This is a genomic window from Amycolatopsis dongchuanensis (assembly GCF_039542405.1).
In the GTDB taxonomy this organism is placed as follows: domain Bacteria; phylum Actinomycetota; class Actinomycetes; order Mycobacteriales; family Pseudonocardiaceae; genus Amycolatopsis_E; species Amycolatopsis_E sacchari.
The window spans coordinates 1-21356 of the sequence record NZ_BAABIB010000168.1 but is presented as its reverse complement, the minus strand read 5'-3'; the positions used below and the strand labels follow the sequence as shown (position 1 = coordinate 21356).

19 protein-coding genes are annotated in these 21356 nt (G+C 71.9%); 11 read left to right on the top strand and 8 right to left on the bottom strand.

Annotated elements, in window-relative coordinates; all coding sequences use genetic code 11:
* Positions 1-27: 27 nt before the first annotated feature.
* Positions 28-1596, bottom strand: a complete 1569-nt coding sequence (locus ABFX51_RS37715) for a GMC oxidoreductase (protein ID WP_346056658.1) — start codon at positions 1594-1596, stop codon at positions 28-30.
* Positions 1597-1699: 103 nt separating this feature from the next.
* Between ABFX51_RS37715 and ABFX51_RS37710 the strand changes: the two genes are divergently transcribed.
* The 6 genes from ABFX51_RS37710 (at position 1700) to ABFX51_RS37685 (ending at position 8341) form a co-directional block, all read left to right on the top strand.
* Entirely contained in the window at positions 1700-2242 is a 543-nt protein-coding gene (locus tag ABFX51_RS37710; RefSeq protein WP_346056657.1) for a TetR/AcrR family transcriptional regulator, read from the top strand.
* 461 nt (positions 2243-2703) lie between these two features.
* Positions 2704-3528, top strand: a complete 825-nt coding sequence (locus ABFX51_RS37705; RefSeq protein ID WP_346056656.1) for an alpha/beta fold hydrolase — start codon at positions 2704-2706, stop codon at positions 3526-3528.
* The gene (locus tag ABFX51_RS37700; protein ID WP_346056655.1) at positions 3525-4370 is read left to right on the top strand and encodes an NmrA/HSCARG family protein; all 846 of its coding nucleotides are present in this window, start codon (positions 3525-3527) and stop codon (positions 4368-4370) included. The genes ABFX51_RS37705 and ABFX51_RS37700 overlap by 4 nt, the downstream gene beginning before the upstream one ends.
* A gap of 11 nt (positions 4371-4381) precedes the next feature.
* Positions 4382-6829 carry an excinuclease ABC subunit UvrA gene (locus ABFX51_RS37695; protein WP_346056654.1) on the top strand — a complete coding sequence of 816 codons (2448 nt, stop codon included), beginning with the start codon at positions 4382-4384 and terminating at the stop codon, positions 6827-6829.
* 115 nt (positions 6830-6944) lie between these two features.
* The gene (locus tag ABFX51_RS37690; protein WP_346056653.1) at positions 6945-7553 is read left to right on the top strand and encodes a pyridoxamine 5'-phosphate oxidase family protein; all 609 of its coding nucleotides are present in this window, start codon (positions 6945-6947) and stop codon (positions 7551-7553) included.
* Between the two features lie 164 nt (positions 7554-7717).
* Complete coding sequence (locus tag ABFX51_RS37685; protein ID WP_346056652.1) at positions 7718-8341, top strand: hypothetical protein; 624 nt, start codon at positions 7718-7720, stop codon at positions 8339-8341.
* A gap of 113 nt (positions 8342-8454) precedes the next feature.
* Here the strand turns inward: ABFX51_RS37685 and ABFX51_RS37680 are convergent, their stop codons facing one another.
* On the bottom strand, positions 8455-8940 hold the full coding sequence (locus tag ABFX51_RS37680; RefSeq protein ID WP_346056651.1) for a MarR family winged helix-turn-helix transcriptional regulator: 486 nt from the start codon (positions 8938-8940) through the stop codon (positions 8455-8457).
* 125 nt (positions 8941-9065) lie between these two features.
* On the opposite strand from ABFX51_RS37680, the gene ABFX51_RS37675 reads away from it, so the two are divergent.
* The 4 genes from ABFX51_RS37675 to ABFX51_RS37660 all read left to right on the top strand — a co-directional run bounded on the left by ABFX51_RS37675 (position 9066) and on the right by ABFX51_RS37660 (position 14581).
* Complete coding sequence (locus tag ABFX51_RS37675; RefSeq protein WP_346056650.1) at positions 9066-11828, top strand: helix-turn-helix transcriptional regulator; 2763 nt, start codon at positions 9066-9068, stop codon at positions 11826-11828.
* A gap of 40 nt (positions 11829-11868) precedes the next feature.
* Positions 11869-12330 carry an SRPBCC family protein gene (locus ABFX51_RS37670; protein ID WP_346056649.1) on the top strand — a complete coding sequence of 154 codons (462 nt, stop codon included), beginning with the start codon at positions 11869-11871 and terminating at the stop codon, positions 12328-12330.
* A gap of 398 nt (positions 12331-12728) precedes the next feature.
* Positions 12729-13436, top strand: coding sequence for an alpha/beta fold hydrolase (locus ABFX51_RS37665; protein WP_346056648.1), 708 nt, complete (start codon positions 12729-12731; stop codon positions 13434-13436).
* A 92-nt stretch (positions 13437-13528) separates the two neighbouring features.
* Positions 13529-14581: an SLAC1 family transporter gene (locus ABFX51_RS37660; protein WP_346056647.1), complete on the top strand. Its 1053-nt coding sequence runs from the start codon at positions 13529-13531 to the stop codon at positions 14579-14581.
* Positions 14582-14606: 25 nt separating this feature from the next.
* Here the strand turns inward: ABFX51_RS37660 and ABFX51_RS37655 are convergent, their stop codons facing one another.
* From ABFX51_RS37655 to ABFX51_RS37630, 6 genes are all read right to left on the bottom strand, one after another.
* The gene (locus tag ABFX51_RS37655) at positions 14607-15965 is read right to left on the bottom strand and encodes an MFS transporter (RefSeq protein WP_346056646.1); all 1359 of its coding nucleotides are present in this window, start codon (positions 15963-15965) and stop codon (positions 14607-14609) included.
* A 163-nt stretch (positions 15966-16128) separates the two neighbouring features.
* Positions 16129-17370: a flavin-containing monooxygenase gene (locus tag ABFX51_RS37650; RefSeq protein WP_346056645.1), complete on the bottom strand. Its 1242-nt coding sequence runs from the start codon at positions 17368-17370 to the stop codon at positions 16129-16131.
* 29 nt (positions 17371-17399) lie between these two features.
* Positions 17400-18524: a M20 family metallopeptidase gene (locus ABFX51_RS37645; protein WP_346056644.1), complete on the bottom strand. Its 1125-nt coding sequence runs from the start codon at positions 18522-18524 to the stop codon at positions 17400-17402.
* Positions 18521-19186, bottom strand: coding sequence for a DUF1028 domain-containing protein (locus ABFX51_RS37640; RefSeq protein ID WP_346056643.1), 666 nt, complete (start codon positions 19184-19186; stop codon positions 18521-18523). The genes ABFX51_RS37645 and ABFX51_RS37640 overlap by 4 nt, the downstream gene beginning before the upstream one ends.
* A complete protein-coding gene (locus ABFX51_RS37635) occupies positions 19183-19605 on the bottom strand; it encodes a RidA family protein (RefSeq protein ID WP_346056642.1) in 423 nt (140 codons plus the stop codon). Before ABFX51_RS37635 ends, ABFX51_RS37640 begins: the two co-directional genes overlap by 4 nt.
* Positions 19606-19650: 45 nt before the next feature.
* Entirely contained in the window at positions 19651-20577 is a 927-nt protein-coding gene (locus tag ABFX51_RS37630; RefSeq protein ID WP_346056641.1) for a LysR substrate-binding domain-containing protein, read from the bottom strand.
* 445 nt (positions 20578-21022) lie between these two features.
* On the opposite strand from ABFX51_RS37630, the gene ABFX51_RS37625 reads away from it, so the two are divergent.
* On the top strand, positions 21023-21356 hold a 334-nt coding region (locus tag ABFX51_RS37625), incomplete at its 3' end, for an FAD-dependent oxidoreductase (protein ID WP_346056640.1).

Sequence of the window (21356 nt, the reverse complement as noted above, 5' to 3'; positions counted from 1 at the left end):
GCGCAACTGGCGCACCCCGCCCCGGCGTCAGAACACGGTGCCCACGTCTCGCACGACGATCTCGTCCAACGCCCGCTCGGCGACGGCGGCGATCGTCATCGACGGGTTGCACGCCGCGGTGTTGCCCGGCATCAGGGCACCGTCCAGGACGTACAGACCGCGATGGCCCCGCACGCGCCCGGCCAGATCGCACACCACGTTCATCGACGCGCCACCCAGCGGGTGCCACGTGCTGGGCACCAGTGACGTGGTGTTGAGTTTCACGGCCGCGGCACCGCCGATCGCGTTGATCCGCTCGGCGATCCGCGTCGCCACCGGGAGGTCGGCGGTGAGCGGCCAGTGCAGCACCGCGTCGTCCTTCAGCGGGTCGTAGACGAACGTCCCCCGGCCCTGGCTGACGCCGTAGCCGACGAGCATCGTGGTGCGCAGGTCCGGCAGCGGCGGGAGCGAGGCCTGGATGACGGTGTTCGCGCGCGCCGGGTCGTCCCACTCCAGGCTGCCGTAGATCACGGGGCCGCCCTGGGGAGAGCCGAAGTCCTCGGCCAGGCTGGTCCAGGTGTAGATCTGGTCGCCGTTGGACCCCCAGCCGGTGCCGAGACCGTCCGGCAGGTCCGGGATCGTCCCGTGCGCCCGCGCGCGCATCAGCAACCGCGTGGTGCCTGCCGTGCCCGCCGCCATCACGAGCGCTTGCGTGGTGAGGATCTTCTTCTCCAGCACCGTTCCGTCCGTGGCGATCCGGTCGGCGAACACCTGCCAGCGCCCGTCCGGTCCCAGCGCGACACTCGTGACGTTGTGCTGCGGCACGACCGTACAGCGGCCGGTGGCCTCCGCGGCGGCGAGGTAGGTGACGTCGACCGAGTGCTTGCCGCCGTTGTTGACGCCGAACGCGCAGTCACCGTTGGTGTAGGACGGTTTCATCTCGCCCTTGAGCTCACGCAGCGCGTACGACCAGTCGATCGGCATCGGGATCTTCTCGACCGGGAATCCCGCTCGCTCGGCGTTGCGGCGGAACACCCGCGCCGCGTGGTAGGTGGGGCTTGCGATCAGCTCGTCCGGCGCGGTCTCGACGCGCAACATCCGCGCCACCCGCGGGTAGTAGACCCGGTCCATGCGGGCGTAGTCGAGCTGCTCGGGCAGGTTGGCGTTGAACACCGCCTCCGCCGGCTGGAGCGTCATGCCCTGGTAGACCAGGGAGCCGCCGCCGACCCCGGCCGCGCACATGATGTCCATCCCGACCCCGGGCACCCGTTCCAGCAGACCGGTGTAGGGCTCGAACGGCAACGACACGAGCCCCAGCAGGTTGAGCTCCGACCCCAGCCAGAAGATCCGCTTGTCCGGTGAGGTCGGGTGCGGGAAGGTCTCCGCGTTCGGCCCGGTCGGCCACCGGATCCCGCGCTCCAGCACCGTGACCGGCACCCCGGCCTGCGCGAGCCGCAACGCCGTGACCCCGCCGCCGAACCCCGACCCGATGACGACGACGCGGTGCTCCTCACGGGTCAGCCGCACACGGGCGGCCGAGGCGGTGGCGGGCAGCAGCGTCAGCCCGGTGGCCGCGGCCGCTCCCTTGAGGACAGTACGGCGGTGCACAGCAGGCATGGTTCCCCTTTCCCCGGGACGTCATGATCGCCGGAGTCTAGGAAGGCGAACCGAGACAAGGAACGCTTTGCGGGTCTCACTACTGACCAGTAGCATCGGACCGGTGCGCCGTACCGACGCCCGCCGCAACCGAGAGAGAATCCTGCGGGTGGCGGACGAGGCCTTCGCTACCGGCAGCGAAATCGTTCCGCTCGCGGAGATCGCCCGCCGCGTCGGCCTCGGCCGGGCGACCGTCTACCGCCACTTCCCCGACCGCGCCGCCCTCGGCACCGCCATCGCCTCCCAGCACCTGGGCACGATCGCGGACCTGGTCCGCGGCGACCCGCCCCCGTACGACTCGTTCCGCGACCTGCTGGAGCTGGTGCTGACCGAGCAAGCCGCGCGACGGCCCCTCGTCCGCCTGTTCCGCGAACTGCCCCCGCACTGCCAGCGCCGCTACGCCGACGCGCTCGTCGCCACCCTCACCCCGGCCTTCCGCCGCGCACAGGAAGAGGGGCAGCTCCGCGCGGACGCCGAGCCCGCGGACCTGCTGCTGGTGTTCGAGATGCTCGAAGCCGCGGTCCTGACCGGCGCGGCACGGGGCCACTCCGAGGACGCCATCCGGCGGATGATCACTGTCGTGCTGGACGGCTTCTTCGGGGCCTGATCAGCGGCGCCGCGCCCCCCCTTCACCGGCGCGGTCGTCTCACACCGGCTGATGTCGTGCGCGCGGTGGACGCCGCCGACGCCGCCTTCCCGGAATGGTCCGCGCTTGCTCGCGCGGAAGCTGCGGTACGCCCCATGGTCACTTCAGCCGCGACGTCGCCCTCGATCTGGTGAAACGTGTCCACGCCGGGACGTGCCACTGCCCCCGGGTTCGACCGTCCGATGTGGACGAACTGACCCCGGTGCTACCGCGGCCTGCGCACCGGCGAAGTGCCGAGCTGTGCCGCGTCGGCACTGTCTGCTGGGCGTCGTCCGGTCCGTGCGACAGCACCATCCGTACACCAGGGCAAGGATGACCGTCGGCGGACCAGTCATCTGACGGGCCCTGCCGCGGCGACGGAGGGCCGAAGATGGTGACACCTTCGGATGGCGAAGGCTTCGCCGCTAGGAATGGAGAGCATCATGCCGACGATCACCACCACGGACGGTGTCGAGATCTTCTACAAGGACTGGGGCACCGGCCAGCCGATCGTGTTCAGCCACGGCTGGCCGCTCTCGGCGGACGACTGGGACACCCAGCTGCTGTTCTTCCTGCAGCACGGCTACCGCGTCATCGCCCACGACCGGCGCGGGCACGGACGCTCGTCGCAGGTCGCCGACGGGCACGACATGGACCACTACGCCGACGACCTCGCCGCGCTGACCAGCCACCTCGACCTGCACGACGCCATCCACGTCGGGCACTCCACCGGCGGCGGCGAGGTCGTGCGCTACCTGGCCCGCCACGGCGAGTCACGGGTCGCCAAGGCGGCGCTCATCGCGGCCGTCCCGCCGCTGATGGTGCGGACCGACGCCAACCCCGGCGGCCTGCCCAAGAGCGTGTTCGACGACCTGCAGGCCCAGCTGGCGGCCAACCGCTCTGAGTTCTACCGGGCGCTGCCGTCCGGCCCGTTCTACGGGTTCAACCGGCCCGGCGTGGAACCCTCGGAAGCGCTGATCCAGAACTGGTGGCGCCAGGGCATGATGGGCGGCGCGAAAGCCCACTACGACGGCATCGTCGCCTTCTCCCAGACCGACTTCACCGACGACCTGAAGAAGATCACCGTCCCGGTCCTCGTCATGCACGGCGACGACGACCAGATCGTCCCCTACGCCGACTCGGGCCCGCTGTCGGCAAAGCTGCTGCGGAACGGCACCCTCAAGACCTACGCCGGGTTCCCGCACGGCATGCCGACCACCCAGGCCGACACGATCAACGCCGACCTGCTCGACTTCATCCGGTCATGACCAGCCCGATCGCGGTGCTAGGCGCCACCGGCCGCCAGGGCGGCGCGGTGGCCCGCCACCTGCTCAAGCACGGCGCCGACGTCCTCGCGCCGGTCCGCGACCCCGACGGCGAGAGCGCGCAGCGGCTCCGGGCGGCCGGTGCGGACACCGTCCGTGCCGATTTATCCGATGTGGACTCGCTGGCGGCCGCGTTCCGGGGCGCGGCCGCGGTCTTCGCGATGACGACGTACGACGCCGACGGGGCGGAGGCGGAAGTCCGGCAGGGAGCGGCCATCGCGGACGCCGTGGTGGCCGCGGAAGTGCCGGCCGTGGTCTACAGCTCCGTCGGCGGGGCGGACCGCGCGACCGGGATCCCGCACTTCGAGAGCAAGTGGGCGATCGAACAGCGGCTGCGCGCGACCGGCGTGCCGCTGACGGTGATCCGGCCGGTCTTCTTCATGGAGAACCTGATGCGGGCCGGTGTCGTCACCGCGGAGGCGGACGGGCAGGTCTTCCGGTACGCCTTCGCGCCGGGGGTGCCGATCCAGATGACCGCCTCCGACGACATCGGCGCGATCGCCGCCCGGGCGATCCTCGACCCCGGCGCCGTCCCGGGCGGTCAGCTGGAGATCGCCGGGGACGAGCTGACGCCGGAACAGATGGCGGCGGCCTTCGCCGAGGCTTCGGGCCGGCCAACCCGGTTCGAGCCGACGCCGATCGACGCGGTCCCCGACGCCGACCGGCGGGCGATGTACACCTGGCTCGCGACGACGCCGGGCTACCAGGCCGACTTCGCCACCACCTCGGCGCTACGGCCCGGGATCCGCTCCTTCCCCGCCTTCCTGTCCGGCACCAACCCGTGAGGAAGCCCGTCATGACACCCCGGCCGGATCACCTCCCCCGCGCGATCGAAGTCCGCGGGGCGCGGCACAACTCACTGCGTGACCTCGACGTCGACGTGCCGCTGTGGCGGACGGTGGCGGTGGCCGGGGTGTCGGGATCGGGGAAGACGTCGCTCGCCATGGGGACGCTGTACGCCGAGGGGCTGCACCGGTTCCTCGAAGGACTCAGCACCTACAGCAGGCGGCGGATCGGCCAGGCCCAGCGGCCGGACGCCGACCGCATCGAGCACCTGCCCCCGGCGCTGGCGTTGCGGCAACGGCCACCGGTTCCCGGACCGCGCAGCACGGTCGGGACGATGAGCGAGGTCTTCAACGTCCTGCGGCTGGTCATGTCGCGCCTGGGCACCCACCGCTGTCCCAACGGCCACGACGTGCCACCGGCGGTCTCCACGCAGGGGGTGGAGATCGTGTGCCCGGTCTGCGGGGTGCGGTTCGACCACCCGGCCGCGGAGTCGTTCGCGTTCAACTCCCTCGGTGCGTGCCCCGGCTGCGACGGGACGGGCGTGCGCACCGAGGTCGACCCCGCGGCGCTGGTTCCGGACCCGGGCAAGACGATCGACGAGGGCGCGGTGCTGTCGTGGAACGTCGGCGGGCGGCGGCTGAGCCGGTACGCCGCGGGTGAGCTGGGAGTGCGGCTGGACGTGCCGTACCGGGAGCTCACCGGCCGGGAGAAGGAGTTCGTCCTGCACGGCGAGCCCGTGCAGCAGCAGGTCGTCGTCTCCGGCCGCAACGGCAGGCAGGTGACCCTGGAAGTCACCTACGACAACGCCATCACCGCCGCCCGCCGCTCGGAGAACAGCAAGTTCCTCGTCACGCACACCTGCCCCGTGTGCCACGGTTCCCGGCTGCGGCCCGAGGCCTTGACCAGCCACCTGGACGGCCGCGACCTCGCCGAACTGAGCGCGCAGGACCTCGACCACCTCGCCGCGTTCACCGGCGGTCTGCCCGCGCTGATGCCGGCCGAGCTGGCCCGGTTGACCACCGGCCTGGTCGGCGAGCTCACCGGTGCGCTCACGCCGTTGCTGGAGCTCGGCCTCGGTTACCTGACCCTGGACCGGGCCGGGTCGACGTTGTCCACGGGCGAGCGGCAGCGCATCGAACTCACCTCGACCGTCCACGCGAGCACCACCGGCATGCTGTACGTCCTCGACGAACCGTCCGTCGGGCTCCACCCGAGCAATGTCGCGGGACTGCGCAAAGCCATCGACGCGCTGGTGCGCAACGGCAATTCGGTCGTGCTGGTCGAGCACGACCTCGACGTGATCCGCACCGCCGACTGGATCATCGAGCTGGGACCGGGCGCCGGACGGCAGGGCGGCACGGTCGTCGCCGAGGGCACTCCCGCCGAGATCGAAGCCGACGAGCGGTCCGTCATCGGCCCGTTCCTGTCCGGCCGCGAAACGGTCGAGCGCGTGCCACGGCCGGGCACCGGCGAACTGGCCACCCTCACGGTCAGCCGCCTCCACAACCTGAACGGCGTGACGGCCGCGTTCCCCCTCAACCAGCTCACCGCGATCGCAGGCCCGTCCGGTGCCGGCAAGACCGCCCTCGTGCTGGAAAGCCTGGTCCCGGCCGCTCGCGCACGGCTGGCGGGCACGCCGCTGCCGGAGCACGTCACCCGGCTGGAACCGGGACCGCTGCGCGGAGTCGTGGAGATCGACGCGACGCCGATCGGCCTCAACGCCCGGTCCACCCCGGGCACCTACACCGGTGCCTTCGACGCGATCCGAGCCCGCTTCGCCGCCGCGACCGGCCAGACCGCCGGGCAGTTCTCCTTCAACACGAAGGAAGGCCAATGCCCGACGTGCAAGGGGCTCGGCTCGATCGACCTGGACGTGCAGTACCTGCCCGACATCGCCGTCGAGTGCCCGACCTGCCACGGCGCACGGTTCGGCGAGAAGACGCTGGAGTCGCGTGTGGACGGTCTCACGATCGCGGACGTCCTCGAACTGACGGTGAACGAGGCGCTGGAGCGCTACGCCGACGTGCCCGCCGTCGTCCGGCCGCTGCGGCCCGTGGCCGACGTCGGGCTGGGATACCTGCGGCTCGGCGAGCCGACACCGGCGCTGTCCGGCGGGGAGTCGCAGCGCCTGCGCATCGCGTCGCGCCTGCGCAGCAGCCAGCGCGATGTGCTGTACGTGCTCGACGAGCCCTCGACGGGACTGCACCCTGCCGACATCCGCACCCTGGTGGGGGTGTTCGACCGTCTCCTGGACGCCGGGGCCACGATCGTCGTCATCGACCACGACCTCGACCTGATCGCGGCGGCCGACCACGTGCTCGACCTCGGGCCCGTCGGCGGCCCCGGCGGCGGCCGCATCGTCGCCCAGGGGACGCCGGACGAAGTCGCCGCCGACCCCGCCAGCGTCACCGGCCCGTACCTCGCCGCACGCGCCGGGCTTCGGGGTCGTCGCGAGTGAGACAGGCCCGCGCGCGATGCCCGGTGACCGTCACGGTCATTCGACGGGTGCTGCCGGTCGCCGTCCCGGCCACCATGGGTTCGGCACGCGACCGAACCGACCTTCGGAGGGCATCATGCCGCACCGGTACCTCACCACACTGACGACGCCGGCCGTCGAAGCCGCGCAAAAGCAGTACGGCAGCCATTCCGCCATCCAGCGGATGACCAGCAGCTGGCACACCGATGGTGTCCTCGGCGACGACGAGATCGGCTTCATCGCCGAGCGGGACAGCTTCTACCTCGGCACCGTCGGCGAAACCGGCTGGCCGTACGTCCAGCACCGCGGCGGGCCGCCCGGCTTCCTCAAGGTGCTCGGTGTGACGAACGGTGCGAGCCGACTCGCCTGGGCCGACTTCCGGGGCAATCGCCAGTACGTCTCCGTGGGGAACCTCGGCGCCTCCCCCAAGGTGTCACTGTTCCTCATGGACTACCCGCACCAGCAACGCCTCAAGATACTGGGAGAAGCCCAGTCTCACGACGCCCGCACCGACGAGGCCGCCTCGCTGCTGGAACAGGTCGCACTTCCGGGTTACCGGGCCCACGTGGAGCGCATCATCACCGTCAGCGTGCGCGGCTACGACTGGAACTGTCCCCAGCACATCACGCCACGCTGGACCGAAGCAGAACTCGCGCCCGTTCTGAGTGCGGCCGGCCACCAGCCCGGCGACCGCCGTCCCCGGTGACAACTTCGTTCCACGTGCCGCTTTCCGGCCGCCTGCGCGGGCGCGACGTCGCCGGAAACGGTCGCCCTCCCGGTCGAATGCCCCGGCACGGTACCGCACGTCCGGTAAGTTAGTCATTAATCTTGACTATCATCAATCTGGCCTAATGCCGGACGGGAGATGACGTGACTGAGACACTCGACCACCGAGCGGTCTTCGAGCAGGCGTGGAGCGCACCCGGGAACACTCCCGTGGACCTACCGCCGGTGCGGGTGAACGACGTGCTTCGCGAACGCTACGAAGTACGGCCGCCGTTCGCCTACACCGGCGCCCAGCTGTGGGATATGGAGGTCCGCAAGGCAGCCGCCCCGGACATCTACATCCCCACGGTCGTCAAACCCGGCAGCGCCGAGAAGTTCCCGAGCGTGCACCACGGAAAACTCGAAGACTTCACCCGGGTGTCCGAGCAGCGGCTGTGGGCTGCCCCGGAGCGCTACGCGACCGTCATCGAACACGTCCGGCTGGACCACGAAAACCGGCAGGCGTTCTTCATCGGCGCCGACCGCTTCGAGGCACCCGACGGCCGGATCTTCACCGCCGGCTCGGGGCAGCCGATCTTCCACGTCGAACACTCCGTCGCCGGTCCCGAAGACGATCCGCTCAACCTCTGGCGCATCGTGAACCTCACCGGCGGGCCCGACGACGCGCTGGCGGCGGCCTTCGACGACCTGGCCGAAGATCCGTACCTCCGGGTGTTCATCGAGGTTCACCTGCGCAGGGACCTCGGCCGCGAACTGGTCCGCCGTTGAGCGGACCGGCGTTGCCGGTTGGACCAGATTCGTGATAGTCATGCACTTGGACAAACAGGAGGAACCGGCTTCGCGGAAACGAGACCGTCGGTACGGCGTACCGGTCCCCCGGCTCAGGCTGATCCTTCGTCCGCGCCGAGGGAACGGAGGTGGGCGCGCTGGTGGTCGGTGATGTCGGCGAGCATGGTCTTGAACTGCCGGTAGTTCTCCCGGCCGAGGCGACGCGCGTGCCGTCGCTGGATGTCGGCCATGATCTCGTCCGCGGCGCGCATCCGGACCAGACCCCGTTCGGTCGGGTAGATCAGCTTCGCGCGGCGATCGCTGGGATCCGGCCGCCGCTCGACGTACCCGAGGGCCTCCAGCTCGTCGACGAGCGTTCCGATGATCTGCTTGTACTGGCCGGACAGCCGCGACAGCTCGGTCGCCCGCACCCCGTCCTCGTCGAGGTACGCCAGCACCGCGCCGTGACGGTGCTTCAGGTCGCCGAAGCCCAGCCCGGCCAGCCTGGTGAACAACTCGCGCTGGACCGCGAAGAGGAGTCGTCCGGCCAGCACGCCGAGGTCGGGATCGGCCGCGTTCCGGTCCGCGCGCCTCGCCATTCGCCGCATCCCCCTCTCGGCCGCCGATGCTGTCGTCGACACCTTAGCCACCCGCTCCGGCCGCGGCTCGGCACGTCACGAACGAGTCCCTTGCCGAGCCCGCCGTACTTTTGGAGGATCGACCGGTGGATCTGATCGGCCGAGAGCAGGACATCACTTCCCTGCGGGACTTCTTCGACGGGGCGGGCGTCCGGGGCGGGGCCGTGCTGGTGGTCGGCGACGCCGGTGTCGGCAAGACAGCGGTGCTAGACGAGTTCTCCGACGGCGAGGCCACGCGCGGCGTTCGCGTCCTGCGGGCCGCCGGCGTGCAGTTCGAAGCCGACGTCAACTACTCCACGCTGAACCAGCTGATGTTCCCGCTCGGCGACGAAATGTCGTCCCTCGACCCCGGACAGCGGACGGCCCTGCGGTGCGCACTCGGCTTCGAGATCGGCCAGGTGCCCGACCGGCTCGTCGTGTCGAACGCCGCCTTGCTGTGCCTGCGCGCCGCGGCGGCCGAAAACCCGATCCTCCTCGTCGTCGACGATCTCCACTGGGTGGACCGGGCCAGCGCCGAGGTGCTCGGCTTCGTGGCCCGCCGCCTGGTCGGCAGTCCCATCGTGTTCCTGGCGGCCTGCCGGTCCGCGGAGCGTGGTTTCTTCCGCAACAGCGGACTGACCGAAGTCGTCCTGCCGCCACTGCCCACCGCCGCGGCCCGGACACTGGTCGACCGCCGGTTTCCCGACCTGGCGCCCGCGGTGCGGCAACGGCTGCTCGCCGAAGCGGCGGGCAACCCGCTGGCCCTGCTGGAACTGCCGTCCGCTTTGGACGGTGACCAGCGCACCGACTTCACCGCGCTCCCGGCGGTCCTGCCCCTGTCCGAGCGGCTCCAGGCGATGTTCACCTCCCGCGTGCGCGACCTGCCGCAGCGGTGCCGGCTGATGCTGCTGCTCGGCGCGCTCGGCGGCACCACCGACCCGGCGCGCCTGCGCACGGCGGGCGGCAGCTCCTGCGACCTGGACGATCTCGCCCCGGCGGAGGAGACCCGGCTGGTGCACCTGAGCGGGGGGCGGCTGAGCTTCCGGCACCCGCTGATCGGCGCGGCCGTCGTCGAGGGGGCCTCGGAACGGGACCGGCGCTGGGCGCACGGTGCGCTGGCCGCGGTCGTCGACGCCCCGGAGCGACGGGTCCGGCACCTCGCCGAATCCGCGGTCGGTCCGGACGAAGAGATCGCCGGTCAGCTGGAGGACACCGCACAGGCCCTGCTCCGCCAGGGTGACGCCCTCGGCGCCGTCACGGCGCTGACCCGCGCGGCCGAGCTCAGCCCGGCGGCCGCCGACCGGGGCCGCCGACTGGCCGAAGCGGCGTACATCGGCGCGGAAGCCGGCGGTGAAATGGCCACCGCGAGCAGGCTGCTGGGCGACGCGCGGCGCACCGGCTCCCTCGAAACCCACTCGCTGCACGCCGCCGCGGCCGCCGCGCACCTGCTGATCAACTCCGAGAGCGATGTGACGACGGCACACCGGCTGCTGGCCGGGGCGATCGAAGCGGGCGAACACGGCTTCGACGCGAACGACCCCGTCCTGACCGAAGCCATGCACAGCCTGATGCTGATCAGCTGGTGGGTGGGCACCGAGGAAGCCGGACAGGCGTACCGTGCCCTGGTCGACCGGCTGAAACCGGCACCGACCCCGGTGACCCGGGTGAACGCGATCGTCTTCACCGATCCCGCCCGCGCTTCCGCCGAGGACATCGCCACCCTCGACAGTTTGATCGACTCCGTGGGCACCGACCCCGAACCCACCCAGCTCGTCCGGATCGGCACCGCCGCCCTGTTCGCCGACCGGCTGCACCGCCTGCGTGCCCCGGAACGACGGCTGGCCGAAACCCGCCGTCAGGGCAAGGGCTCGGCCCGGCGGCACCTCGGCGCGCTGATCCACCTGGCGCTCGACGCCTTCCACGGTGGCCGTTGGACCGAGGCCGGAGAGTGGGCGGACGAGGGACTCGTCGTCTGCGCCGAACACGGGTTCCGGTTCTTCCGCTGGTACTTCGACTGGGTGCACGCGCTCGTCGCGGCCGCGCGAGGCCGCGACGAGGCCGCCCGGCAGCTGACCGACGACACGATCCGCTGGGCCGGCGCCCACCAGGCCGCGGGCGTGACCTACTTCGCCCTGCAGGCGCGCACCCTCGCCGACGTCGCCGCCGGCGACTACGAATCCGCCTACCACCACGCGACCCGGCTCAGCCCGGCCGGGCAGCTCGCGCCGTACCGGCCCACCGCGCTGTGGGCCGGTTTCGACCTCGTCGAAGCCGCCTTGCACACCGGACGCCGCGCCGAGGCCGCCGCGCACGCCGCCACCCTCCGCGAAGCCCGCCTGGACACGGTGTCGCCACGGCTGGGCCTGCTCAGCTCCGCGGCCGGCGCGCTGGCGGCCGAGGACGACGACGCCCGCGACTTGTTCGAAACGGCCTTGTCGATCCCGAACCCGGACCAGTGGCCGTTCGACGTGGCCAGGGTGCGCCTGGCGTACGGGGTCCGGCTGCGCCGCCTGCGCGACACCGCCGCGGCGCGCGAACAGCTGACCCTCGCGCACGACGCGCTTTCGGCACTCGGCGCGGCCCCGTGGCGCGACCGCGCCGCCAACGAGCTGCGCGCGACCGGCCTGACCCGCCGGTCGGCTCCCGAGGGCCGGGCCGAGCTGACCCCACAGGAACGCGAAATCGCCGAACTCGCGGGCGCCGGCCTGACCAACAAGCAGATCGGGCAGAAGCTGTTCATCTCCCACCGGACCGTCGGCGACCACCTGTACAAGATCTTCCCCAAACTCGGCATCACCTCGCGCGCCGCGCTGCGGGACGCGCTGACCGCCCACGAGCAGGGCGAGCAGGTGGACACCACAGTCATGTGACGGGTGCTGTTCCCACCCGGGCGCGGTGACCCTGGACGGTATGAACCCAGACCCGCATCCCGGGATCCACTGGCCCCCCGGCTGGGGGCCGGACCGCTGCGACAGCTTCGTCCACCACCGGCACCGGACCTCCGCGTCCGCCGACGCCGTCTTCGCGAAGCTGGCCGCCGTCGAAGAGTGGCCGAAGTGGCAGCGCGCGGTGGACCGCACCGAGGTCGTCGAAGACCTGGCCGTCGGCAGCCGCTTCGTGGTCGTGTCCCCGCCGCACACCTTCGACGGGATCGTCGGCGAGTTCGTGCCACCGACCCGGTTCGGCTGGGCCGCGGTCGGCGATCAGCTGAGCTTCTACCAGTCGTGGCTGCTGCGGGACGACCCCGGCGGTGGCGCTCTGGTGATCTTCGAGGAGGCGTCTCGCGGCTTGGCGGCACTGCTGCAGGCCACCGGCCGAGCCGAGCTGACGCGCGGCTGGCTCGACACGCTGCCGCCCGCGCACGAGCCATGACGGGGCAACGGATTCTCCGCACCCCGGTCCGGACACAGGCGGGTCGCTCACCACGGTGAGCGACCCGCCTTTCCGCGTTCCGGCTCCCGTATCGAACACGCCCTGCCTGGCCTACCCGTCCCTGCCCGAGGCACCAACCGGTTCATGCCGCTGCTGGCCGGGGACCCGGCGGCCACGGGCGCGTTGCGGATCGACCCCCGCAGGCCGACGCGGCCTTCCCGGCGAACCCCACGACGGTCGCCGAACTCCTCGGCGACCTCCCCTGACGGCGATTCCGGTGACCGGTCACCGGGTGACCGTCACGGTCACGGTCATCTGACGGGCGCTGCTCCGCGGCTGTCCGGACAACCATGGTTTCCGTCAGCACGAACGAAAACCTGATCCTCACGGAGGAAACCATGGCCACCACCAAGCCGACCATCGTCCTGTCGCACGGCGCGTTCGCCGAGTCCGGCGGCTGGGGTCCCGTCGTCGAGCGGCTCCAGGCCGCGGGGCACCGCGTCGTCGCGGCGGCCAACCCGCTGCGCTCGGTGGCCTACGACGCCGCCCAGCTGCGCGCCCTGGTCGACACCATCGACGGCCCGGTCGTCCTGGTCGGTCACTCCTACGGCGGGATGGTCATCAGCAAGGCCGCCGCGGGTGCCGACAACGTCACGGCCCTGGTCTACGTCGCGGCCTTCGCCCCGGAAGCCGGTGAGAGCGCGGCGGATTTGTCCGGCCAGTTCCCCGGCAGCACCCTCGCCGAGACCCTCCGCCCGGTCCCGCTGCCCGACGGCAACCAGGACGTGTACGTCGCCCAGGAGCTCTACCGGCAGCAGTTCGCGGCGGACGTGCCCGAGGAAACGACCCGGGTGATGGCAGCCACCCAGCGGCCGATCACCGCCGCGGCGCTGAACGAGGCCGCCGAGGGGCCGCAGGCGTGGCCCGGCCTCCCGACCTACTTCCTGATCGCCGAGGCGGACAAGAACATCCCGGCCGCCGCCCACCACTTCATGGCCGAGCGGGCCAAGGGCGAGATCGTCAGCATCGAGGGCGCGTCCCACGCCGTGTTCGCCTCGCACCCGGCCGAGGTCGCCGATCTCGTCCTGCGTGCCGCCGGCGCCTGAACACCGTTCCTCGTTCCCTCAACCGGCACCGCCGTCCGTCTGGGTCGCGACGCCCGCGGTCCCGGCGGGTGCCATCGCCCCCGGAGAACATCATGACCAGCACGCTCGTCACCCACGCCACGCCCGTCGGCCGATCCGTTACCGCCGGATCGCGCCCGGCGCGGCTCCCGCTGAACACCTTGGCCATCGGCTTCGGTCTCGCCGGCTTGGCCGAGGCGTGGACCGAAGCGACCTCGGCCCTCACCTTGCCGCGAGTCGTCCCTCAGGCGTTCTGGGCCCTCGCGGCGACCGCCTGGGTGTCGCTGCTCACCGCGCACCTCGTCCGCGGCGCGCGCAGCGGTGAGGGACTGGCCTCGCAGCTGCGGCACCCCGCGCAGGGCCCCATCGCCGCGCTGGCCCCGGTCACCGCGATGCTGCTCGCCGCGGACCTCTTCACGTGGTCACCGATCGGCGGGCGTGTGTTGTTCCTGCTCGCCCTGGCCACCGCCGCGATCCTCGCTGCCTGGCTGTTCGCTTCGTGGTTCGAGGGGCGGCTCGAACTCGAGTCCCTGCACCCGGGTTACCTGCTGCCGACGGTGGCGCCCGGGCTGGTCGGCGCCGACGTGGCACATGTTGTGGGCTACCACGGTCTTGCTTGGTCGCTGTTCGGCGTCGGCGCGTTCTTCGCCGTCGTCCTCACGGCGATAGTCGTCCTGCGCCTCACGTTCCGCTCCGCCCTGCCGGATGCCCTGATCCCCACCACGGCGATTCTCCTGGCCCCGCCCGCGGTCGCCGGAATCGCCTGGTTTTCGCTCCACGGGCACGTCGCCGACCCCGTCGCCCAGGCGATCGGCGGCGTCGGCGTCCTGCTGGTGCTGGTGCAAGCCGCGATGGTGCCGCGTTACCGCAGGTTGCGCTTCACCGTTGGCTTCTGGTCGTTCACCTTTCCCTTGGCCGCGGCGGTGGCCTTGGCCGAAGAGTGGCTCGACGTGGTCCGCCCGGCCGGCTGGGTACCGATCACCGGTGTGCTACTGGCTTTGGTCACGGTCTTCATCGGCGCCATCGCCGCCCGGTCGGTGTGGGCGGTCGCACGGCGATCGCTGCCGTCGCGTCAACACGATCACGGCACCCCGGTCTCGGCCCGAACCCGAGGCGCCAGGAAATGACCACCGCGGAACACGACGCCCGCGCTCACGGTGTGCCGGCCGGTACCGGCGCCGCCGGGAGGTCCCCGGCGCGCAGCAGCGGAGTGCCCGCCGTCTCGCGCAGGGAGAACGCCGCCACGAGCCCGATCACCGCGGCCACCATCAGGTAGGGCCCGGGCACCAGTGTCGAGCCGGTGGCGGAGATCAGGACGGTCATCACGTACGGGACGGTCCCGGCGAACAGGGCGGCGGTCACGTTGTAGGCGATCGACAGGCCGCTCTGGCGGGTGCGGGTCGGGAAGATCTCCGCCGACCACACCGCGTAGGTGCCCAGGATCGCGGCGAGGATGACGCCCAGCGCGAGCGCGGCGACCCACGTGCCCGCCAGGCCGGTACGCATCAGCAGGTACGCCGGGGTGGCCAGGACGAACAGCGCGATCCCGGCGCCGATGAGCACCGGGCGGCGGCCCACCCGGTCGGACAGCCTGCCGAAGGCGGGCACCAGCACGAGCCCGGTCAGCGAGATCACCGTGGACAGCAGCGCGGCGCTGCCCGCGGAGTGGCCGAGGTAGTCGGTCTCGTAGGTGACCAGGTAGGTCAGCACGGCGTAGAACGGCACGTGCATCATCGTCATCAGCCCGGCGGCCTGCAGCAGCTGCTTTTTGTTGTGGCGGAACAACTCCCGCACCGGGCTGCGCGGCACGTTGTCGGTCGCCTCCAGCGCGCGGTACTCGGGCGTGTCCTCGATCTTGGTGCGGATGACGAACCCGACGACGCCCAGCGGCGCGGCGATGAGGAACGGGATGCGCCAGCCCCACGAGGTGAGCTGCTCGCCCGACAACCCCACGGACAGCAGGAGGAACACGAACGACCCGGCGAGGAACCCGAGCAGCGAGCCGACCTCCAGCCAGCTGACGCCGAACCCGCGGCGGCGGCGCGGCGCGTGCTCGGCGAGGAAACTCGCCGCGCTGCCGAACTCGCCGCCCGCCGCGAACCCCTGCAGCAGGCGCAGGAACACCAGCAGCAGCGGCGCGGCGATCCCGATCGTGGAGTAGCCGGGCAGCAGCCCGATCACCAGCGTCGCGCCGGACATCAGGAAGATGACGAGCGACAGCGTCCGCTTGCGCCCGATCCGGTCGCCGAGCGGGCCGAACACCAGCGCGCCGACCGGGCGGATGCCGAACGACACCGCGAACACGCCGAACACCGCGAGCAGGCCCGCGGTGCTGTTCTCCGCGGGGAAGAACACCGACGCGATCGTGCTGGCAAGGTAGGCGTAGGCGGCCCAGTCGAACCAGTGGACGAACACCCCGACGGCGCCGGCGGCGACACTGCGGCGCAGCGCCGCGGGATCGGCCAACGCCTCGGTGATCTCGTCGCCTGCGGGGGAGCCGGGTGCGGTCATGGGTGCCTCCTCGGGCCTGCTCTCGCGATGACGCTAGGAGCGGGCGACAGCATCGAACAAGAAGAAAGAGACGAAACAATGCATCGGAAACACTGATGCAGAGCGGCGGAGCTGCGGCGTTGCCCGGGTCTTACAGCCGGGCAACACGGAATTCACGCGCCGCTCAGTACCGCAGGTAGTCGCGCTGGATCGTGATGTGGTCGGCGACGAACTTCGCGTCGTGCCACACACCCCAGATGAAGCTCGACCCGCGCCGCGCGAGCCACGGCAGGCCCAGGAAGTACACGCCGGGTTCGGTGGACACCCCGCGCCGGTGCCGCGGCTTGCCGTGTTCGTCGAACGCGTCGACCCGCAGCCAGCTGTAGTCGACCGCGAACCCGGTGGCCCAGACGATCGAGGTGATCCCGGCCGCGGCGAGGTCGAGTTCGCGGACGGGATCGGTGACGCACGCCGGGTCGGGTCCCAGCTCACGCGCCTCGGGTTCCTCCGGCAGTGCCAAGCCGTTGCGGGCGATGTAGGCGTCCGCTTCGTCGAGCAGCGACAGGTAGTTCGCGTCGCCCGCGGCGATGTTGGCGCCGAGGTCCGGTGCGAAGTGGAGGGTTCCGTCGCGATAGGACTCGGTGCGCCCGGTCAGGGTGATGCCCAGTGCGGCGAGGGCGCGGAAGTCGACGGTGTGCCCGCCGCGCGCGCCGCTGACGGCGATCGTGACGTGCTCGGCGCCGCGGGGCGGGGTTTCGGCGTCCCACTTGCCCAGAACTCCCAGCCACCAGCAGAAGTCGCGGCCCCGGTACCGGCGCGGCGGCCGGTCGTGCGGGCCGACGGACAGGTGCACGGCGCGCCCGGAACGGCGCAGTTCCTCGGCGATCTGCACCCCGGAGGACCCGGCGCCGACCACGAGCACGCCGCCCTCGGGCAGCTGGGCGGGGTTCTTGTAGGAGCTGGAGTGCAGCTGCAGTGGCCCGGCGTCGTCGGGCACGATCGGCGGGATCACCGGCCGCTGGAACGGGCCGGTCGCGGCGACGACGAACCGCGCGTCGAGCTCACCGTCCGAGGTCCGCACCCGGAAGCCGGGGCGTCCCCGGTGCCGCCGCACCGACGTCACCTCGACACCGGTCCGGACCGGCGCGGCGATCTTCTCCGCGTAGGCCTCGAAGTAGTCCGCGATCTGGTCCTTCGACGCGAAGTCACCCGGTGCGAGGTCGCCGAACTCCAGGCCGGGGAAGCGGTCGTGCCACGCGGGCCCGTTCGCGACCAGCGAGTCCCACCGCTGCGACCGCCAGCGCTCGGCGATCCGGTCCCGCTCCAGGACGAGGTGCGGCACCCCGGCGTCGCTCAGGTGCTCACTCATCGCCAGGCCGGCCTGGCCGCCGCCCACGACGAGGACGTCCACCTCTTGTCTCGACATCGTTCTCCGTTTCGGTCCGGTGTGGAGGGTCAGGCGCGCCGCGCCGCGCGGTCGATCCCGGTCCAGGCGAGCGCGACCGCGCCGTCGAGGAGCGCCCGCCGGGCGGTTTCGCCGACGCAGAACGCGGCGAACTCGCGCTGGTGGTTGGTCGCGGGCAGGGACCCGATCCCGATGTAGGGGTGGATCGCCGGCACGACCTGGGAGACGTTGCCCATGTCGGTCGAGGCGCGGTTCATCCGCGCCGCGGTGCCCGGCGGGGCGAACTCGCGCCCCAGCGCCACCGCGTTCGCGCGGTAGTCGGCCAGCGCCGCCTCGTCCGCGCGGAACTCCGCGTAGGGCTTGCTTTCCGGCTCGACGCTCAGCTCGCAGCCGGTCGCCAGCGCCCCGGCCTCGAACGCGCGCATCACGCGTGGTTCGAGTTCGGCCAGCTCGGCCAGCGTCTCCGCCCGCACGTACCAGCGGCCGGCCGCGTGTTCGGGTATCGCGTTCGGCGCGTCGCCCGCGTGCGTGACGACGCCGTGCACCCGCGCCGAGGACGGCAACTGCTGGCGCAGCAGCCCGATCGCGACCTGCGCGACCGTGAACGCGTCGGCGGCGTTGATCCCGGCCTCCGGGTAGGCCGCGGCGTGCGCGGACTTGCCGGTGTAGGAGATCTTCGAGTGGCTGACGGCGAACGGGCGCGCCTCGGCGACGTCGACCGGGGCGGGGTGGACCATCATCGCGAGGTCGGCGCCGGTGAAGGCGCCGCGGTCGAGCAGCTCGATCTTGCCGCCCCCGCCCTCCTCGGCGGGGGTGCCGTAGACCTCGACGGTGAGGCCGGCGTCGTCGGCGACCGCGGCCAGTCCGAGTGCGGCGCCGACACTGCTCGCGGCGATGAGGTTGTGGCCGCACGCGTGCCCGAGACCGGGCAGCGCGTCGTACTCCGCGCACAGCGCGATCCGCGTGGGGCCGCTGCCGAAGCGCGCGTGGAAGGCCGTGTCCAGGCCGAGGTAGCGCGGGGTCACCGCGAACCCGGCGCGGTCGAGCAGGTCCGGCACGCTCGCCGCGGCCCGGTGCTCCTCCCACGCCGTTTCGGGGTCGGCGTGCAGGCGCTCGGACAGGCGGACCAGGTCGTCCGCGTGCCGGGTGACGGTGTCCCGCGCGGCGGTCTTCACAGATCCCCCGGAACGCCGTAGGAGGGCGCGGCGGCGGGGTCGAGGCCGCGGCGGACGTAGTCGTCGCGCTGAGGCAGCCACACCGCCAGCAGGTCGGCCAGGCGGTCGACGGGGTTGTCGTCCCAGTCCACGCGCAGGTCCGTGACCGGCCAGCCGACGTCGGCGACGACGACGAGTCCCGCCGAGCGCACCGGGCCCTCCTCGCCGCCCGCGGCGACTGCCGCGTGCAGCGCGGCGACGAGCCGCTGTTCCAGCTCGCCGGAGGTGGCGGCGAAGGCGTCGAGCATCGCCTGGGGGATGTGGGTACCGGCGAGCATGTTGCCCGCCGCGACGGCGCCGTCCGCCGTCGCGGTGGCGTGCGTGCCGAGCGTTTTCGCGCCGCTGTAAGCGAAACCGGGACCGGTGCGGCCGAGGACGGTCAGCTGGCGGTAGGCGATGTGCTCGGCGGAGCCGGTCACCTCGGACAGCGCGCGCTCGGCGTCGCCGTGCTCGGCCAGCCGGTCGAGCAGCTTCGCGCCCAGCCGCGGGTCGGTGACGTTCTGCGAGGACGCGGCGCCGACGCCGGGGCGCAGGTGCGCGACGCGGGCCGCGACCGCGGGGCTCGACGAGCTGGTGACGATGCCGAAGCGGCCGCCGTCGCGGGCGACGAGGGAGAAGGTCACCGCTCCTCCTCGGGGATGACCGCGATGGCGTCGATCTCGCACAGCCATTCCGGGCGGGCCAGCGCCGAGACGACGACGCCGGTCGAGATCGGGTGCACGCCCTTCGTCCACTTCCCGACGACGCGGTAGACCGCCTCGCGGTAGCGCGGGTCGATCAGGTAGATCGTGAGCTTGACCAGGTGTTCCATCCGGCTCCCGGCTTCCTCCAGGAGCAGGGCGATGTTGGCCATCGCCCGCTCGGCCTGCGCGGCCGCGTCCCCGATGCCGACGGACTCACTGGTGTCGAGGTCCTGGCCGATCTGCCCGCGGACGTAGACCGTGCCGTTGGCGACGACCGCCTGGCACAGGTCGTTGTCGAGGTTCTGTTCCGGGTAGGTGTCGCGTGTGTTGAACGGCCGGATGCGCTGGTGGACGGTCATCGGCCCAGCGTGCGGGTCTGGCCGAGGTTCTGTCCAACAGATGTTTCAGTGTTTCTGCATCTGTTTTGGTGATGCGTAGAGCGTGCGGCACAGCTTGACGAACTCCTGGGCGCGGCGGGTCAGGCGCACGCCGCGCATCCAGGCGACGACGATCTCCAGCGAGGCGACCTCGTCGGTCAGGGCGAGCGGCACCGCGCGTTCGCCTGCGTACGTCGACTCGACGGGCGGGCGCTGGTTGAGCAGCGCGAACCCGTGCCCGTGCGCGACGAGCGCCCGCACGGTCTCGTAACCGGTGGTGCGGTGGCGGATCTCCGGCTCGACACCGGCGCCGCGCAGCACCGACTGCAGGTACTCGCGGCTGTGCGGCAGGTCCAGCAGCACCATCGGCTCACCGTCGAGGTCGGCGAGCGCGACCTTTTTGCGGGTGGCGAGCCGGTGCCCGGGAGAGACGAGCACGTAGGGCGGCGCGGTGTCGACGACCACGCGGTCGATGTCGTCGTCGAGGTCGTAGCCGTAGAGCAGCGCCACCTCGCATTCGCCGCTGCGCAGGGCCGCCTTGAGCGCCGAGTGCTCGCCCTCCCGCAGCTGCACGCGGACCCGCGGGTGGCGGTCCTCGAACTCGGCCAGCAACCCGGGCAGCCGGAACGGCGCGAGCGTGGTGAAGCAGCCGACGGCCAGTGGCCCGACCAGCTCGGTCCCGGCCTGCCGGGCGGTCTCGACCAGCTCGGCGCCGTGGGCGAGGAAGTCCAGGACGCGCTGGTGGAACGCCTGCCCGGCGGTGGTGAGGCTGAGCCCGCGGGCGTGGTGGCGCAGCAGCAGCTGAACCCCGAGTTCGCGTTCCAGCTGCGCGATCGCGGTCGACACGGCCGACTGCGAAACGAGCAACTCCCGCGAGGCGGCCGTCATGCTCAGGTGCCGCGCGGCAGCCTCGAAGTACCGCAACTGGACGAGGGTGAAGGAGGGCTCGCTCACGGCGCCATCCTGCCCCCGGCCCGGGGCGGCTGCCAGGCGCGATCCAGCAGTGTGACCATGCCTTCACGCGACGGACTCCGGGCTGGGCGCACGGGGTACGGGCAGGACCGGCAGGTGCCGCTCCACGGCTCGGGCAGCCCCGCCCGACCGCCGGGGCGTCCGGGGCGGGTCTCGATCGCTCCTGCCGTCCGCGACGGGCTCGTGCGGGTCTCGCCCAGGAGACCGTGCCGGTGCGGGAGCTGTGCCGTGCCGCGTGGTTCGAGGAGAAAGCCCTGCCCTGTCGCTCTCCGCCGGGCACCGGTGATCGCGAACCGGGCATCCGCGGCAACCGGTTCGGCCACCCGGTTTCTTGTTACACCGGTGGGAAACAAGCCACCGCCGCTACCAACACGTACGACATCTCCGCGTCATGTGGCTGATCCTCGGCGCGCCTCATGCTGAGCGCATGATCACGCGCCGGGATTTGCTGAAGTCGATCGGAATCGCCGGTGGCGCGGGGGTGATGTTCGAGTCCATGCAAGCGTTGGGACTCACCGCGCCCGCGATCGCCGCCGCGGACTACCAGGCACCGGCCCGTGGTGGCGGGCGCACGAAGGTCGTCATCCTCGGTGCCGGGATCGCCGGCCTCGCCACCGCGTACGAACTCGGCAAGGCGGGGTACCAGTGCACAATCCTCGAAGCGAAGAACCGCGTCGGCGGGCGGAACTGGACAGTCCGCGGCGGCACGACCGAGACCGATCTCGACGGCTACAAGCAGACCGCGCGCTTCAGCGAAGGCC

Bases quoted from the DNA above. Each gene is read 5' to 3' on its own strand.
- ABFX51_RS37715 (WP_346056658.1), bottom strand. From the start codon at position 1,596: ATGCCTGCTGTGCACCGCCGTACTGTCCTCAAGGGAGCGGCCGCGGCC.
- ABFX51_RS37705 (WP_346056656.1), top strand. From the start codon at position 2,704: ATGCCGACGATCACCACCACGGACGGTGTCGAGATCTTCTACAAGGAC.
- ABFX51_RS37700 (WP_346056655.1), top strand. From the start codon at position 3,525: ATGACCAGCCCGATCGCGGTGCTAGGCGCCACCGGCCGCCAGGGCGGC.
- ABFX51_RS37695 (WP_346056654.1), top strand. From the start codon at position 4,382: ATGACACCCCGGCCGGATCACCTCCCCCGCGCGATCGAAGTCCGCGGG.
- ABFX51_RS37690 (WP_346056653.1), top strand. From the start codon at position 6,945: ATGCCGCACCGGTACCTCACCACACTGACGACGCCGGCCGTCGAAGCC.
- ABFX51_RS37680 (WP_346056651.1), bottom strand. From the start codon at position 8,940: ATGGCGAGGCGCGCGGACCGGAACGCGGCCGATCCCGACCTCGGCGTG.
- ABFX51_RS37670 (WP_346056649.1), top strand. From the start codon at position 11,869: ATGAACCCAGACCCGCATCCCGGGATCCACTGGCCCCCCGGCTGGGGG.
- ABFX51_RS37665 (WP_346056648.1), top strand. From the start codon at position 12,729: ATGGCCACCACCAAGCCGACCATCGTCCTGTCGCACGGCGCGTTCGCC.
- ABFX51_RS37660 (WP_346056647.1), top strand. From the start codon at position 13,529: ATGACCAGCACGCTCGTCACCCACGCCACGCCCGTCGGCCGATCCGTT.
- ABFX51_RS37655 (WP_346056646.1), bottom strand. From the start codon at position 15,965: ATGACCGCACCCGGCTCCCCCGCAGGCGACGAGATCACCGAGGCGTTG.
- ABFX51_RS37650 (WP_346056645.1), bottom strand. From the start codon at position 17,370: ATGTCGAGACAAGAGGTGGACGTCCTCGTCGTGGGCGGCGGCCAGGCC.
- ABFX51_RS37635 (WP_346056642.1), bottom strand. From the start codon at position 19,605: ATGACCGTCCACCAGCGCATCCGGCCGTTCAACACACGCGACACCTAC.